The 16,277-nt window shown below is 38.7% G+C and carries 16 protein-coding genes; 11 read left to right on the top strand and 5 right to left on the bottom strand.

The features are described 5' to 3' along the window. Nucleotides 1-714, bottom strand: a complete 714-nt coding sequence (locus OQY15_RS01635; RefSeq protein WP_265786923.1) for a glycosyltransferase — start codon at nt 712-714, stop codon at nt 1-3. A 148-nt stretch (nt 715-862) separates the two neighbouring features. Here OQY15_RS01635 and OQY15_RS01630 point away from each other — a divergent pair, with 148 nt between their 5' ends. Beyond that, nucleotides 863-1,729: a glycosyltransferase family 10 gene (locus tag OQY15_RS01630; protein WP_265786921.1), complete on the top strand. Its 867-nt coding sequence runs from the start codon at nt 863-865 to the stop codon at nt 1,727-1,729. Here the strand turns inward: OQY15_RS01630 and OQY15_RS01625 are convergent. After that, complete coding sequence (locus tag OQY15_RS01625) at nt 1,726-2,364, bottom strand: glycosyltransferase family 2 protein (protein WP_265786919.1); 639 nt, start codon at nt 2,362-2,364, stop codon at nt 1,726-1,728. The genes OQY15_RS01630 and OQY15_RS01625 overlap by 4 nt on opposite strands. A 123-nt stretch (nt 2,365-2,487) precedes the next feature. Between OQY15_RS01625 and OQY15_RS01620 the strand changes: the two genes are divergently transcribed. The 3 genes from OQY15_RS01620 (at nt 2,488) to OQY15_RS01610 (ending at nt 6,426) form a co-directional block, all read left to right on the top strand. Continuing rightward, the gene (locus OQY15_RS01620; RefSeq protein WP_265786917.1) at nt 2,488-3,345 is read left to right on the top strand and encodes a glycosyltransferase family 10; all 858 of its coding nucleotides are present in this window, start codon (nt 2,488-2,490) and stop codon (nt 3,343-3,345) included. 22 nt (nt 3,346-3,367) lie between these two features. Further along, nucleotides 3,368-4,081, top strand: a complete 714-nt coding sequence (locus OQY15_RS01615) for a hypothetical protein (RefSeq protein WP_265786915.1) — start codon at nt 3,368-3,370, stop codon at nt 4,079-4,081. A gap of 140 nt (nt 4,082-4,221) precedes the next feature. After that, on the top strand, nt 4,222-6,426 hold the full coding sequence (locus tag OQY15_RS01610; protein ID WP_265786913.1) for an alpha-galactosidase: 2,205 nt from the start codon (nt 4,222-4,224) through the stop codon (nt 6,424-6,426). Between the two features lie 63 nt (nt 6,427-6,489). On the opposite strand, the gene OQY15_RS01605 is transcribed toward OQY15_RS01610, so the two are convergent. From OQY15_RS01605 to OQY15_RS01595, 3 genes are all read right to left on the bottom strand, one after another. Continuing rightward, a complete protein-coding gene (locus OQY15_RS01605) occupies nt 6,490-6,747 on the bottom strand; it encodes a hypothetical protein (RefSeq protein ID WP_265786911.1) in 258 nt (85 codons plus the stop codon). Between the two features lie 156 nt (nt 6,748-6,903). Next, the gene (locus tag OQY15_RS01600) at nt 6,904-8,862 is read right to left on the bottom strand and encodes a glycoside hydrolase family 97 protein (RefSeq protein ID WP_265786909.1); all 1,959 of its coding nucleotides are present in this window, start codon (nt 8,860-8,862) and stop codon (nt 6,904-6,906) included. A 60-nt stretch (nt 8,863-8,922) separates the two neighbouring features. After that, nucleotides 8,923-10,446, bottom strand: coding sequence for an alpha-L-fucosidase (locus tag OQY15_RS01595; protein ID WP_265786907.1), 1,524 nt, complete (start codon nt 10,444-10,446; stop codon nt 8,923-8,925). A gap of 301 nt (nt 10,447-10,747) precedes the next feature. Between OQY15_RS01595 and OQY15_RS01590 the strand changes: the two genes are divergently transcribed. From OQY15_RS01590 to OQY15_RS01560, 7 genes are all read left to right on the top strand, one after another. Beyond that, a complete protein-coding gene (locus OQY15_RS01590) occupies nt 10,748-11,020 on the top strand; it encodes a hypothetical protein (protein ID WP_265786905.1) in 273 nt (90 codons plus the stop codon). Nucleotides 11,021-11,563: 543 nt separating this feature from the next. Then, on the top strand, nt 11,564-12,193 hold the full coding sequence (locus tag OQY15_RS01585; protein ID WP_265786903.1) for a DUF6266 family protein: 630 nt from the start codon (nt 11,564-11,566) through the stop codon (nt 12,191-12,193). Nucleotides 12,194-12,315: 122 nt separating this feature from the next. Next, entirely contained in the window at nt 12,316-12,630 is a 315-nt protein-coding gene (locus tag OQY15_RS01580; RefSeq protein WP_265786901.1) for a helix-turn-helix domain-containing protein, read from the top strand. 259 nt (nt 12,631-12,889) lie between these two features. Further along, the gene (locus OQY15_RS01575) at nt 12,890-13,552 is read left to right on the top strand and encodes a DUF6266 family protein (RefSeq protein WP_265786899.1); all 663 of its coding nucleotides are present in this window, start codon (nt 12,890-12,892) and stop codon (nt 13,550-13,552) included. 301 nt (nt 13,553-13,853) lie between these two features. Beyond that, complete coding sequence (locus tag OQY15_RS01570; RefSeq protein WP_265786897.1) at nt 13,854-14,510, top strand: peptidoglycan-binding protein; 657 nt, start codon at nt 13,854-13,856, stop codon at nt 14,508-14,510. Then, nucleotides 14,507-15,022 (top strand): hypothetical protein, encoded by a 516-nt coding sequence (locus OQY15_RS01565; RefSeq protein ID WP_265786895.1) that lies wholly within the window; start codon nt 14,507-14,509, stop codon nt 15,020-15,022. Before OQY15_RS01570 ends, OQY15_RS01565 begins: the two co-directional genes overlap by 4 nt. A 5-nt stretch (nt 15,023-15,027) precedes the next feature. Further along, the gene (locus tag OQY15_RS01560; protein ID WP_265786893.1) at nt 15,028-15,708 is read left to right on the top strand and encodes a DUF6266 family protein; all 681 of its coding nucleotides are present in this window, start codon (nt 15,028-15,030) and stop codon (nt 15,706-15,708) included. Nucleotides 15,709-16,277 lie beyond the last annotated feature (569 nt).

The following is a 16,277-nucleotide window of genomic DNA, read 5'->3' as shown; positions in this document are numbered from 1 at the left end:
TTATACAAGGTTAATCTGCGTTTCATATTGCTGACGGATTTGTCTGGTTGAGTTAGCATCAAGCTTATTACTTATATTTAAAAATTTTTGAAAATATATGCGTTGGGTAGCATTCTGATGATGTCGGATCAGCACATACAGGAAGGGTGCATCTGAGATACTTAACAGATAGCCCCTGGAGTCGAGCGAGTTCAGTGTAGTTACATCTTCGGAACTATTGCTGTCACCATAGGGATGCCTTACAATAAGCTCCTTTTTACAAATTAAGGTGCCCCCCCAATTATGCGCATAGGATTGATAGGCCTTGTCTTCAACCGTATCATAGATCAGTACTTTTGAGAGAATACCTGCCTGATAATAATTTCCCTGCATGCTATTAAACTGATGGGTAATCCTGTTGTAATGATAAAGGTCATCATCGTCCCAACAGCATACATACTCACCATTGCAAATCTCAATTGCTTTGTTTCTCGCCTGACCTACGGACTCGTCAGTCTCACGTTCAACGGTCAGGATATTGAGTTCAGAAATGGCCTTGATATGATTGATCAAGTTTCTGGTTTCAAATTCTTGCTTTGGATAGGAGATGACCAGTTCCCTGTTTGGATAATTTTGAGTATCGAAGCTCACAATATTCTTCAATAACATCTGCGGCCGGTTGCTGGTGATACAGATACAGGAGATTAAAGGGTGTGCAAGTCTGGTTTTCATCATGTTAAATTAAATGTTGTCTGACCAAATTATAGGGATCAATTTAAAGATCAATCAGAGTCTGAAATAGGGTCATCTGCCCCGTAATAGGGTTGTCGCTGGGGAAAAAAGATGTCAATTCTTAAATTTATGCCCTACCAAATCGCAACTTATGAAAGTCAAATTCTTCTCAGACTACGCTGCATCAGAACAACTGCTGGACAGATTCTTGGCCAACTATGATGTCTATGATGATGATCTACAGTTCACAACCGATGTTGATTATGATTATGCTGTTGCCTTTAACCGGGCGGATGGACATACCAAATCTGATGCTAAATTGATTACCGTTATACAGGAGCCAACCTTTAGTGAGGCTTTTCTACAGGGATATTCCCTAACTAACAGCGATTATCTCATTGTACATGACCGCACCTTGTTTGAAAAAGTGTGGAAGGTAACGTTGGGTAAAAATGTAATTGAATCCCCGGCATTTATGTTCTATCATGATCGGGTAGATCATAAATTTTATGATGGGGTCGAGCATATCAAAAAACAGAAAAAAATATCTATGATTGTCTCTTCCCATCACTTTAAATGGGGTAACTACCTAAAGCGGATTAATGTTCTCGACCAAATTTTAAAGTCGGATTTGGATATTGATATCTATGGCAGAAACTGGTATATCAATGATGACAGGTATAAAGGTGAGCAACATGTTGGACTTTTACCCTATGAGTATTCCATAGCAATTGAAAATTCCCATGAGAAAAACTATATATCCGAAAAGTTTTTTGACTGCGTGTTGTGCAACACTGTGCCCATTTACAATGGTGCACCTAATATCAGCGATGTTTATGATCAAAACTATTTCAGGACAATTGATCTCGATAGTCCCAGTATCATTGATGATATCAAAGCTATCATCTCAAAACCGTCACCGGGAGCTTTGGTGAATAAAGATATTTATACAAAGACTTATAACTTGTATACAAAACTCAAAGAAATTATAATAGAAACCGGTAATCATCTAAGCTAAGTATTCTTTTTGTGTTTTTTGTATTCAAATGGTTTGATTGTAGTATTGTGCTGATGGAGAATTGCTACAAATCCATTGATATAATCATGAGCAAATACTTTTGCCCCTTCATGTTGTATAAATTCTTCATCCTCTCCCTTCTGCAAATCCTTAAATGGATGTTTTTCCCAATATGATTTCCAGTAGGCCAGGGTGGCACCATTTAGCCATACTCTTGTATTTTGCATATTGCGGTTATGTGCATCGCCCTGCCAGAATATGTTTCTGATAGGAGAAAAATAATGTACATGTTTAATACCCGTAACATCAGCATCGTTAGCGATCAGAAAATCCACAGAGCGGCTGATCCAGTCCAGCGCACGCCAGTCATCATCATCCCAATGCATAATGATATCACCCTTAGCGAGTTCAATAGCATAATTCCTTTTTAGCCCGATCGTTCCCAAGGGCGCAGTGTAATAGTACCGGATGCGCTCATCCTCAGGTACCAGACTGGCAACAGAAGATTTTCCGTCATCTATGATGATCAGCTCTGCTAAGGGATAGTTTTGTTCAAGAAAATATCTGGTTGCAAAAGGGATGTATTTTTCTCTGTTCGCTGTTGGCATTATGCAGGAGACGTATGGTGCTTTCATAGTTTTTTATTGCAAGTTAGAAAGCTTTGCATCCCTGACACGGGTCATATGTCGCAAAACCCGCAAGATGATTCCAGCTAAGGGTGACAATTCATAAATTAGGTCTGACCAATATTGACGCGTATGAATGTTAGATTATTTTCTAATTATGCTTCCTCAGAAGAGCTTACAAAAAGATTTTTAGCTAACTATGCGGTATGGGACGACCAGCTCTGCTTTAAAATCAGCGAAAATTATGACTATGCAGTTGTATTTAACAGAACGGACGAGCTGATAAGCTCTTGTGCAAAAATCATTACCATTATACAGGAACCCTCATGGAGTGACGCAAATGTAGATAACCCGTTCCTGAGGACTAGTGATTTTTTGCTTATTCATGATGCCGAGCTGTTTGAGCATACCTATCAAATAGATCTTGGCGGAACTGTAATAGAAACGCCTTCTTTTATGTTTTTTCACGACAAGGTAGACAAAACATTTTTCCATTATGCTGCATCCACAAAAAAGATCAGGAAACTGTCTATAATTGTATCCTATCTGAATAAACCCCGGGGCATTTATCAGAAGCGTACCGCTTTACTGCAGAAAATTCTGGCATCAGATCTGGATATAGATATTTATGGCTGGCGTTTAAATTTAGATGATCCGCGTTATAAAGGCTTCATAGATTATAAATTTACCGGTTTATTGCCTTATGAGTATTCTATTGCCATAGAGAATTCTGAAGAGAAGAATTATGTCACAGAAAAATTTGTCGACTGTGTATTATGTAATACCATACCAATTTATCATGGAGCGCCGAATATCAATGACATTTATGATCAAAGATATTATAAAACTATTGATCTGGATAGTCCATGCATTATCGATGAGCTGAAAAGCATTGTTGCCGAACCTTCACCGTTTTCAACTATCAACAAGATGATCTATATGGATCGTTACAATCTATACAAAAAGCTAAAAGAGATTATCTTCAGGTAAGAACCACTAATCTATAATAACTATGAAAAAACACATAATTACCTACGGTGATGACGCATACCGGAAACAGCGGGAATTTTTAGCGCAGACCGCCCTGTCTTCACAATTTTTCGACAACATTCGAATTTTTACACCGGATGATATAGGACATGAATTTATTGAACAGGTAGAAGAGACAATAAAGATGCCCAAAGGTGGCGGCTACTGGTTGTGGAAACCATATATTATCAAACAAACTCTGGATAGTATTGATGAGGATGATATATTGGTCTACTGTGATGCCGGATGTATGGTGAATGATTCAGGAAGAAAAAGATTTGAGGAATATCTGGAAATGTTAAGGCTGTCCACTACTGGAACTGTAGATTTTGAATTACCACTTGAAGAGTTCAGGTTTACAAAGAAGGAGATCTTTGATTATTTTGATACACCTGCTGAAAGTATCAATTCGAATCAACTGATGGCAACAGTAGTACTTTTAAGAAAATGTGCTCACTCGGTGATGCTTGTTAATGAATGGTATGAAACTGCGTGTGATAATCCTTTTCTTTTTACAGATGAGATCATCGTCAATACGCAGCATCCCGACTATCAGGCTAACCGTTATGACCAAAGTGTTTTTAGCATTATTAGAAAGCAAAACGGATGTAACCCTATAGCTGATGAAACCTATTTTTTAGATTTTTTGAGACAAGGCTGGCCATTTCCGTTCTGGGCCACAAGGTTTAGGATATAGTAAAAAAAACTTATCAACATACTTTCTGTCAATGTACTACAGCTAAAACATTTTACCGTTTGTGTTAGGTTTCAGTCAGGAATTTACGGTTTTTTATTCCTTTTTTCTCTTTATATATTCGTCAAACCAAATGTAAAATAATGAGAAAATATTTAACAGCGTTGCTGTTATTTCAAGCCATGCTAAGCAGAGGTCAGGAGTTGAAATCATATCTGCCGGTATGGAAAGACAGTAAAAAAAACAAAATACAGGCAGATTGGCTGATCACTAAAATTACCGACCGTGCAGAAATTTTTGTCAGTGAGGATCATAAAGATATTATACTGGATAATGGCTTATTAAGAAGAACTTTCCGTTTAAGGCCCAACCTTTCCTGTACTGATTTTACCAATCTGAGTAATGGTCAACAGTTGCTCAGGGCTGTTAAAGCAGAAGCAAGGATAACTATTAATGGGAAAGATTACAATATAGGCGGTCTTTATGGCCAGCCTGAGAAAGGCTATTTAAAGATTGAATGGATAAATCAGCTGAGGTCATATGCAGGTGATTTTCAATATAAATCCTACGATATCACAACTGTTATGCCTTACCTAAACTGGAAGCCATCACCTGCCAGATGGGCTGCGAACCAACAGCAGCCCACTGGCAAGATGGTGACCTTTAATTTTGAATCCGGGACTGCTGCTCTTAAAGGCATTGTCATTAAGGTAAATTACGAATTATACGATGGTATCCCACTGGTTTGTAAATGGATCAGTATTGAAAATAGAAGTATTTCTATCATCAAAGTTGATAAGGTCGTGAATGAGATTCTGGCCGTACATGAAGAGGAATCTTCTGTTGCTGGTACTGCCACTCAGCTTAAGATTCCCCATGGTTTATATATCGAAAGTAATTATGCATTCAATAATTCGATGAATGCGCGTTTGTCAGATCAAACAACAAATTGGAAGGCTGATACAAGTTATACTTCGCAGGTGAATTATCTCCTGAATACCCCGTGTCTGCTTGAGGTGCATCCGCCGGTCGGCCCGGGTATAGAACTGATACCCGGAGCGGTCTTTAAGTCGATCAGGACGAATGAATTACTACTTGACAGTTATGACCGGGAAAGGAATGGCCTGGCACAAAGAATTTTTTACAGAACAGTTGCCCCTTGGGCCACCCAGAATCCCATCTACCTTTTCCTCAAGAGTTTTGATGAAACAGTCTTTAAAAAAGCAGTAGATCAATGCGCTGCTGCCGGGTTTGAAATGGTGATATTTAGTTTTGGCACAGCCTTTAATATGGAATACCTTTCGGAGAAAAATATTAGCTTTTGTAAGAAAATGGCTGATTATGCTCATAGCAAAGGCATTCAAATAGGGGGATATTCTTTATTAGCGAGCAGGCGCATCGATGATGAAACTGACGTTATTGATCCCAAAACAGGAAAGCCCAATGTCCATGCATATTATGCTCATTCACCATGTCTTGGAAGCAAATGGGGCCTTGAATATTTTAGAAAATTAAAAGATTTTTATAAAAGAACTGGTTTTGATGAATTCGATCAGGATGGTGCGTATCCTGGTGACGTATGTGCTTCAACCAAACACCCCGGACATAAAGGTCTGGATGATTCTCAATGGAAACAAATTGAACTTCAAAAAGACTTTTACCGTTGGTGTGCAGAAAATGCAATATTCCTGAATACGCCAGATTGGTATTTTTTGGATGGGGGGAGTAAATGTGCCCTCGGCTACCGTGAGGTGAATTTTTCTTTGCCAAGAGCACAACAAATCATATTGAACCGTCAGAATATCTATGATGCGACCTGGGAAAAGATGCCGTCTATGGGATGGGGTTTCGTGCCTTTAACAGAATATCATGGGGGAGGCGCGGCGGCCACTTTGGAGCCATTATCCGAACATCTTGATGCTTATGAACAGCTGATGATGCAATATTTTGGTGCAGGTATCCAGGCCTGTTATCTGGGAACACGAATCTATGACACCGACGATACCAAAAGGATGGTATCCCGTGTAGTAACCTGGTATAAAACATACCGGATGATTTTAAATTCACAGATCATACATTTGCGCAGGCCAGACGGGAGGGACTGGGATGGAATTTTACATGTTGACCCAAGGGGAAAGGAGAAGGCACTGGTGATGTTATATAATCCGTTGAACGAAGTAATCACAAAGAAGATCAAACTTCCTTTATACTACACCGGTTTGCATGATAAAGCATCGATTAGAGAAAAGGAAGGCAAATCAAAATCTTACCGTCTTGATAAGAACGGGGATACCTACGTTGAAGTAGCTATTCCTGCCAATGGCTATACCTGGCTGGTTGTAGAATAATTTATAACTTATTGTTAGCGATCCAGCTATGATCCTTAGCCAGATCGCTCAAATAAGTTAATCTTAATTTCTAAGTACAACTACCTTTTGTTCTGCATCGGCTGGCTGAGGAACTCCTGTTGCTATCGCATTTGCTATATGAGTAATCAATTTATGTGAAAAATCAAAAGGCTGATCTTCATATCCGTCTGCATATATTGCACAGACATTTCTACCCGTAACACATCTTGGTGTTACGGTAATCAGTTGATAACTATCTGGGCTTAATGGATTTCCATAAATGTAGACATACCATTGTTTGTGTTTATGTTTATCACCCATAATATGTTGTTTTTTAATAAAAAACTTTAAAATTTAGGTATGCGCCTACTCTGAGCAGGGTTTTCAGCTTCCCCCTTTTTAGCTAAAATTAGAGAAAACCTCAAAAATGTCAGGAGACAAAAGACACTAAAAAGCAAGATGAACTATTTTTCAATATTATTTTGTCCTGCCTGTTGAGAGGACTTTTAGATGGGCTACATATCCACCACTTCCAGCCATTTTGATCTTAATTAAACTTTTTTGATTAACTTTCCGTTTACTTTTAATGAGTTTGGATGGATCTATTTCAGCATCATTTGCATCTGCCCAGGAAGTTAATTCATAAGTTCCTTCCGGAAGAAAGTTAAGCTTTATTTTTATTTCCCTTGACAGGCTATTGGTCATTGCGCCGATGAAAAAATTTCTACCTGATCGCTTTGTCAATATAATATGTTCCCCAGGATATCCGGATAATACTTTAATATCATCCCATACTGTAGGAACGATTTTAAGGAAGTCAGCGCCAGGCTGATTAATGATGTTGTCTGGATGTTCGCAATTTACTGTTAAGGGACTTTCATAAATGACGAACTTTGACAATTCTGCACAACGGGTATTCATTACTTTTGTCGGAAGTGAACCTTCCTTAAATTGTGCTTTTGTGATGTTTAAAAAACCACCAGGTGTGTAATCCATTTGTCCTGCCAGCATGCGCGTAAAAGGTAAAGTTACATTGTGTTCTGGCAGAAGTTTGTTCGAGAATTTTGACCATTCTTCACCCATAACACCTTCGCGGGTAATCATGTTTGGGTAAGTTCGTATAATACCATCAGGTTTGTATGCGCCATGAAAATCGACCATCAAATGATGTTCTGCTGCTGCTTTTATTATTTTTTTGTACCAGTTTACCATTTCCTGGTCATCACGATCCATGAAATCAATCTTGATACCAGCAATGCCCCATTTTTCATAAAGTGCAAATGCTTTTTCAAAATTATTGGAACGATTGACATCTGAAGAATAAAGCCACAACCACAGCCTCACATTTTTCTCTTTGGCATAGTGTAATAGCTCTTGTATGTTAAGCTCGGGTGCTGCCTTGGTGATATCTGCCTCAGGTTTATTGTAAGGTCCATACCATTGCCAATCGATAATCATATATGGCCAGCCTTGCTCTGAGGCCAGATCAATATACTTTCTGATCGTGGGCATATCTTGTTTAACTTCGCCACTCCACCAATGATCCCATGCACTCATACCAGCCTTTATCCATGATACGTCATTGAGTGCACAAGGATCATTCAAGTTCTGGATAATTTCAGACTCTATCAGACTTCCTGGTGTTTTTCCAAGCATGACCACACGCCAGGGGGTGTATAGTATGTCTGAAAATCTTGCTTTGACCCCTTGTTCAGATTCACTTGGCAGAGGTGATAGCTTTGTGATCAGATCACTTTTACCACTTTCTTTTCCTATGTAAAAGCCAGGATAATTGTCAATTTTTGCTTCAGTGATTGCGGCGAAATGGGACTTATCTACCTCAATTAAAAAGGGGAGACCAGCTTTTGTTAAAGTGTCAATAGAACTCAGGCGCTTTGGTAAGAATTGCTCTTCCTGTGGAGAATTGTATTTTTTATAATCTGCAACCCAGGCTTTGGGATCTCCAGTGAAATTAAATCCCGTAAGCTCCCTGACAATACCTCTACAACCGATCATGGATTCCGGGTACAATTGGTATCTAAATGCCACCCCATCATTATAGGCTCGTAATTCAAGATTCAATTTTCTTTGCAGTCCAGATTTTTCAATAAAACTAAGTTTCAGAAATTTGTAATGATCTTTGATACTTTCATGCTTAGACTTTATTACCGGGCGCCATACTTCATTAATCTCTTTGATTTCTTGAGCAATCAATTTCAGGTCTGAACCCATGTCCTTCTCATTTTCAAATTTAAAGCCCAGAGGAGAATCCTTGATGATAACTTGATTGCTCATCTGAACCCTATAGTTAAGGGAGCTGGTATTTTTAATTTCTATCTGGATATTCCCTGAAGGAGAATTTAGTTTGAATGATTGACCAAAACATAGGGCAGGTATAATGCTTTGGAATAAACAAATGGCAACTTTAAATTTCATTACTAGTTTATATATTTGGTTATAGTGTCGATGACCAATGAAGAGATTATAATTTGTGTCTTATATTTTGATTGGTTCCTGATAGATACCAACATCACTTAGTGTGATACTGACCGGTGCAGAGATCAGGATTCTGATTTTATCGGCAGTTTGAGCGGATTTTAAACGTATAATTTTGTTCGCCCCAATACTTGTGGCTTCTGCTATTTCTTCCCACTGATTATTATTAAATATCTGCACTTTCACATTGTCAATACGCTGCCCAAGCTTAATATTTTCACGTAACTGTATGATGGAAAACTGTATAGGTTTAGAATACGAAAGTTGAACAGATGCTTTATGAATATTGTTTTTGGTCGCCCAATAACTGTATCGGTCTGTGTCCGTTAACTTAGATATGTCAAATTGTTTACCAGCACCTCTAGTATCTGACACGGAAATTTTTGCTTTTTTAGCAAGATTATTAGCAAAAACTTCTTTAAGCAAAATTCCAAATTTGGATAGAACCTCTACATCGTTTTGATGCAGCAAGCCTTCTTTGTTTGGCGATAACCCCAAATCCAATCCACCACCACGACCAACCGAAGTACAATAGATTTCGAATAGTTTTTCAACTGATTTTACATTATCATCATCATCCGCATCATAAAACCAGTTTGGGCGTAGGGGAACATCTGCTTCAAAGGGAATCCATTTCTTGCCGTTTCTTGTGCCACTTCCCAGATTCTTAGTATCAATGAAGCCGGGCATAGCGGGCCTTGTATCTGTACTTTTAAGTGTTATAGTTGACCAGCTTGTTTCAGGTGCAAAGCCTTCCTCATTTCCTACCCAGCGGACATCCAAACCTGCATCGCTGAATATCGCTGCATCCGGCTGTAGTTTTCTCGTTATTTTCCAGGTATTAAGCCAGTCATAATAACTTCCCGGATCCACTTTTCTCTGTTCTTTTTTGCCCCCGTAAAAACCGTCACCCCCATTTGCTCCATCATGCCAGCTCATGAAAAGCGGGCCATAGTTTGAGTACAACTCTTTCAATTCATTTCTATAGTCGTCAACATAAGCAGCTGAGCCATAATTCAGATTATTTCTATCCCAGGGAGAGTTGTACAACCCAAACTTCAGACCTTCCTTTTTACAGGCCATTTGGAATTCTTTTACCACATCGCCCTTGCCATTTCTCCATGAACTGGCACTGATGTTATATTTTGATACCTTGGTTGGCCACATATGAAATCCGTCATGATGTTTGGCAACAAGGATGATGCCTCTGAAGCCACCAGCTTTAGCTGCTTTAACTATTTGTCCGGCATCAAGTTTAGAGGGATTAAATACATTGGGATCTGCATCACCAAAGCCTCGTTGCTCTCCTGTAAATGTGATTGGGCCAAAATGAATTAAACAATACATTTCGGTTTCATGCCATTTGAGCTGTCTGGCAGTTGGAATTGCACCATATGGCTTAGGGGGAGTTGATTGAGCTTGCGCATGGAATGAAACAAAAAGGCTTGTCATTAATGTCAGCAGGTTTTTCTTGATTAGATTCATGTGAGGATTAAAAATAATTGGGTCTATATATGCAATCATGAATGTATTTTCGCCGGCGCTTTTAGCAACTGACGAGGAAACATGAAGCTGTCTTATTAAGAGTATGATATTTTGAGTAATCTCCTATAGGATTTATGATCTACTGAATATGGCTTATGTGACCTATGTCTGGATGCCTTTATTATGTTTTTAATAGATTGTATTGGTATTAAGCAGCTGCTGTTTACGCATTTCTGCTATAATTGCCTGATAATTATGGGACTAGCCGAAAACCCTGAAAAGAGTAGGCGTTTATTAAAGTTTTTCATATGCTTTTTGATCTATAAAAGCATTGATCATTATGCCTAGAGCTTGGTATTCATATAATGGTGGGATTCCCGCCAATGTTGCTGCAAGTTGGGATCTGATGGATCCACAAGAGCCTGAATGTTTGGGGACTTCACAGCTATGTGCACTGTCTGCATATTTTGCTGGTATCGTAGCTCCGGCACCCCATCCAAAGCCGCCGCTATCTAATAATTTAAGAGACTACATTTTGAAAGCGGCAACTACTTCTGTTCACCAAGTGCCTCAATTTGATGATCTGGGATATGTTTTGAAAAAGTCTAGCTAAATTTATTCTGTATTAACCGATTAAGGATTAACCGACCGGTGAAACTCCGGTCTGGCTCTAATCTTATAAAGTTCCAGCATAACTCATTGCAAACCCTGCTACCTATTGCAATAGGTAATATAATTTATTAAGGCATCATATGAGCTCTAATTCTCTGACACCGCACACTGCTCACTTACTTGACCAATAAATGCCGATGCATTGGAAATAGGAAATAGTACACCATTGATAAGCAGTAAAAATAATTTAAGCGTACGTCGACTAATAAATCTCCAACTGCTAAACTATGCAGTTGATTTTTCCGGCTTACCGGGTATATTTTAATTTTCTGAGGGAATGTCTTTGCTATATCTTGTAAAGTCCTTCAGAAGGCATTGGTTAGGCGTTGGGTAGCCCCCTGGTCTAAAAATTATCTTAAAAACGTCTTCTCAATACCTTCTGTCGCCATTTTCTACATACTCCAAAAACACAACTTGCATCTGTAACAACTCCATTTCCAGGCTGTCTGAGTAATAATACAATATTTCAATAAAACTTATAACTATGGCAACAGCAAAAAAGGTCGCTGATAGCTTTCGTGGAAGGCTAGGTGACACCGTGATTTACGAATTAAATGGTCAGCTAATTAAACGGCGGATTGGTAAACAAAAAAATAATCCCAGCAAGGCCCAGCTTGCTGTTAGAGCTGGAACAACCCTGGTCGCAAATCTACTCAAACCGTTAAAACCTTTCATCAACGCAGGATTTGAATTGGAAACTAAAAACACCACATTAAACCCATACAATAAAGCTACATCCCTCAATAAACTAAACGCTATCAAAGGAGTTTATCCAAATCAGGAAATAGATTACACTAATGTCATCTTAAGTAAAGGAGAAATGCCAGTGTACGAATTTGTAAATGTTGAAAGAACAAAGGATGGCTTAGTATTCACCTGGGATACATCAGAAAAAATAATTGGCACAAAACCCACCGACAGGATCATGGTAGTTGCGTACTGCCCGGAAAAAAACTTTGCTGTTTACTCCATTGATAACGTAAGGAGGAATGAGGGAACAGAGATCATCAAACTCCCCAAATATAAAGATCCATACACCATTTATGTATATTCAGCTTTTGTTTCTGCTGACAAAAAAGCTATATCAAACAGTATATATCTTGGTAACTTCTGAGATTTTTGAAATAAAACAATTTCCTTCAAAATAAATTTTGTTATTATTTACAGAATTTATAAATTCAATAGGGCGATAGAATGTAATCATAATTGTTTCATTTATTAAACAAATTTCTAATTATGTTCAAACATTTATTTTCAAAATTGGATAAGTTGATTGATTTATTAACGGGGGCTTCGACAACATTAAAAGAAATTGCTGACCGTACAAAGCCTGTAGACCAAATTACTCTAAAGACTTCAGATTACATCACACTCAAGGAGGCTGCGCTATTATTTAGGTTTAGCGTAAGGAGCTTTCAACGCTGGAACAAAAACCAGATTTATCCTGCTTACTACGTTGGGGGCCATCCCGTTTATGTTCGCCGGGAACTAGAACAATGGATCAGAGAAAATAAATCTCAAAAACATGGCTGTAAAGGTTGTGACCAGTAACTCTTTCTGAAGAATTTCTAAATTCATTACTAAAAACCAGGGACAGTTTTATGTACAAATCAGTACAAAAACTGTACTCTGGTTGCACTGTAATGTCGTAAAATGAGACAAATGTGCGACAAGAAGCGACAAGATACGACATAACAGGCTGATCACTTGTGACTTATAAAACCCCTTCCTACATTCGTTTCAACAAGTCAGAAAACTACCGGTAGTACAGGCTTGAAATAATTAATTTTTTCACTTAACATTTATCAAAATGTCAATTATCAAAAGAGGACAGGTCGGAGATTTCAATGGAAAGATCGGCCAGGTGGTAATATCTCAATGGCGAGGTCTTACCGTGGGTAAAAGCACCCCAAAAGCTTCAACAAAAGAGCCAACGCTGAAACAACTCAATCAGCGTTCAAAATTTGGTCTGGTGACCATGTTCTATGGAAATGTCTCTGAATTTATTTCCATAGGTCATGAATCGGACAACACCGGACCAACAGCGATTAACCTTGCTGTACGCAATGGCTTGAAAAATGCAATAATCGGTGTTTATCCAAACTATGCATTGGATTATTCCAAATTGCCAATTACTGGTCTTAAAGTTAAAAATGAGATTGATGGTGGATACCAGACCTCATTAGTGCCCTTGGCTCAGGGGGAATTGGAAATAAGCTGGACAATGGAAAATCCACCTTTAAATCCAATTTCAAAGCCAACAGATCTCGCAACATTTGTTTTTTACAGTCCTGTAAAGGAGAAATTTGTGATTGCCCGTGGCGCAGCGACAAGGGCAATGTTAAAGTACACCATCCAATTACCAAGACCATATATTGGTGATACCATGTATGGCTGGATGTTCTTCTTGTCCGAAGATAAAACTTATGTTTCGACAAGTGATCATCTGGGTACATTTAAGCCTATCGCTTAAATGAACCAAACCTGGCAGGCCCCATAAGCCTGCCAGGTATTTAAATCAATTATCTGATTGTATAACATTTTAAAACATTTATTATGAAAGTCTTAAGATCAATCCCGATCGCTGTGCGGTCATCATATTTTAATGTTTATAACTGGCAGCCTTTTTTATTGCTCAATCTATTAGTGGGCATTTGGATAGTGAGTTCAGCCTTCTTGCATCGCATTGATCCAACTATTGGTGTGATGGACCAAACGATCTGGTTATTAATATTGATAAGTCTCATAGGATTCTTACTCATTGTCGCCCTCTCATGGTGGTTATTGAATCAATTTCTAATGACTATTGGGCTTCCACTTTTATCGTCTATGGTTTCACAATTTTACGTTTTATCGCTATGGCAACAGTTCGTATTTTACTTGGCATCATTTGGTATACTCTTATTATCTGGTGCAATGTGTTTCATCGCTATTTGCTAAAGGAACACTCACAACCTTCGGGGGAAATTACCAATCAGTATTGCAGAGACAGATTAGTGAAACTTGCGCAGGCCGAAATAGGAGTGCGGGAGAAGACAAATGCCAATGATGGTGAACGTGTAGAGGCATATCTGAAAACCGCTGGATTAAAAAAGGGATTTCCATACTGCGCCGCCTTTGTGAGTTTTATCTATGCTAAGGAAGGATTTGCGAAACCGCGCACAGCATGGTGTCCTGATTTATTCCCTAAATCAAGAATCACAGGTCAATATTTAGCTGGCAATGTTTTGGGGATCTACTTTCCTGAATTAAAAAGGATTGCTCATGTTGGGATCATAGAAAACCTTCGGGGAGATTGGTGTAGTTCTATCGAGGCGAATACAAATCCTGGCGGAGGTAGAAATGGGGATGGTGTATATCGCCGGATCAGGCATCGAAGAACAATTCATCAGGTAGCTGACTGGATCAACAAAGAAAGGAGTGTTCCATGAAATCTTTGAAATATATCAGCCCGCTTGCTATTCTGATTGTTGGTTGCGGTTTGTTCAAGAATACCGGGTCAAACTCTGAACGTTATGAAGAGCAAATGACTAATCAATTAGAGCAGCAGGTCTCAGGGAACATTGATTATTTGCGCAGTTCGGCTGTGATTGGGCTGCGTTTAGATAGCAATAGAAGTGATTACTTCGTTGAACTATGGCCCAAAGGTCCCTTTACCTTCTCAAGCGAGAAAGGCTTTTCAGGAGAAGCAGAGAAGGTCAGGATTCATGGATCAAGTAAGTCTGGTTCTTCGAATACCAACATTGCAAAAAACTTTGAATCGGAGGCAGCTGCTTTCAAATCAAAGATTAAACTGAAGCAGAAGCTTGAATCTGGGAGTAAAACTGATAACAAAAAGAGTACGCCGTCCTGGTTATGGTTAATAATCGGATTAGTATTACTAGCAGTCATCGCTAGGTTGGCTATAAGAAAACTAAAAGAAAAATTCACCCTTAAAACTTAAATATTATGAGAAAAAAACTAGGACCCGGAAGACACAACCCCTTTCCAAACGCACGCCGCAAAAACTGGGCGAAAAGAATGAGCGATGTCTATGAATTCTTTGGCATTGAACCTCCAAGAAAAAAAAGCACTAAACCTGTTAAGCCAGCAACAGCACTTCAGGAAAAGACACGGTCAAAATTCGCATATGCTAATGCATTAGCAGGCAAAATGAATGAAGCCGCTAAAATCGGATACCATCTAATTACAAAAAAGAAACCCCAAACTCCAATGAATTGCCTGATGACTAATATTATGAATTGCACAGTCACTGATGGCTCTCAATTTGTGACAAGCTTTAAAGATCTTCTTCTAAGCGAGGGTGTGAGGAATCCATTGATGGTGCCGCAGATTAGGATTTCAACTTTGGGTAATGCATCGCTGACTTGGATCATGGGCGATAGACCAATGACTAAAGACAGTGAGACTGATCTGGTTTATCTGTTGATTTACAGCGAAACTCAAAATGCTGTCCTTTACTCAGGTTATGTTGGTCTGCAAAAAGAAGAACAGGCTACTATTGATATCGGACCCATCAGGAGTGATGAAGTTCTGCACTGTTGGAATTTCCTGAAAGCTTTTAAAGGGTATGAGGTCTCTTACAGTGACTACATCAAAGATGTAAAGATCATTGCAAGCGAAGGTTGATCATTGCTTGTATAGCCCGTGACTTGGCAGCCACGGGCTTAAATCATCTTACCATTATAAACCGAATAAGGATTTACTGATCGGTGAGGCTCTGGTCCGGTTCCAATCTTATAAAGCTCCAGCATGACCCATTGCAAAAACAGGAATACAAGAACAGCTAACAGGATCCTCAATACGATTTTCATATCTTAAATCTCGGAGGAATTCATACATCCTGTAAGGCCAAGTGAGCCAGATTTAAATTATATGAAAACATTGATTTGTGTGACTTATGTCTGTTCAATAGCAAATATTCCAAACATCGACACAATATTTTTTCAGAGGGCTTTTCAGAATAAGGTGCTTTTTATATCAGCTAATAAGGTCAATTAAAAGGGAATATGTTCAATTGAAAGAAATTATATTCTGCCAACCCTCGTCCCAAAATCCCCAGAAAAAAATAAAAATTGCAGTTTCCAATCTTATCTCATAAATTAGTACTACTAATTCAGTAGACATTATATTTGTTACGATCATGAAACACGCTTTACCTCTCAGTACATCTACAGAAATTGCGGGAAATATTCTCC

Source organism: Pedobacter sp. MC2016-15 (assembly GCF_026239695.1).
Taxonomy (GTDB): domain Bacteria; phylum Bacteroidota; class Bacteroidia; order Sphingobacteriales; family Sphingobacteriaceae; genus Pedobacter.
Note: the sequence above shows the minus strand (reverse complement) of the source record. Positions and strands in the feature narration are given on the sequence as shown.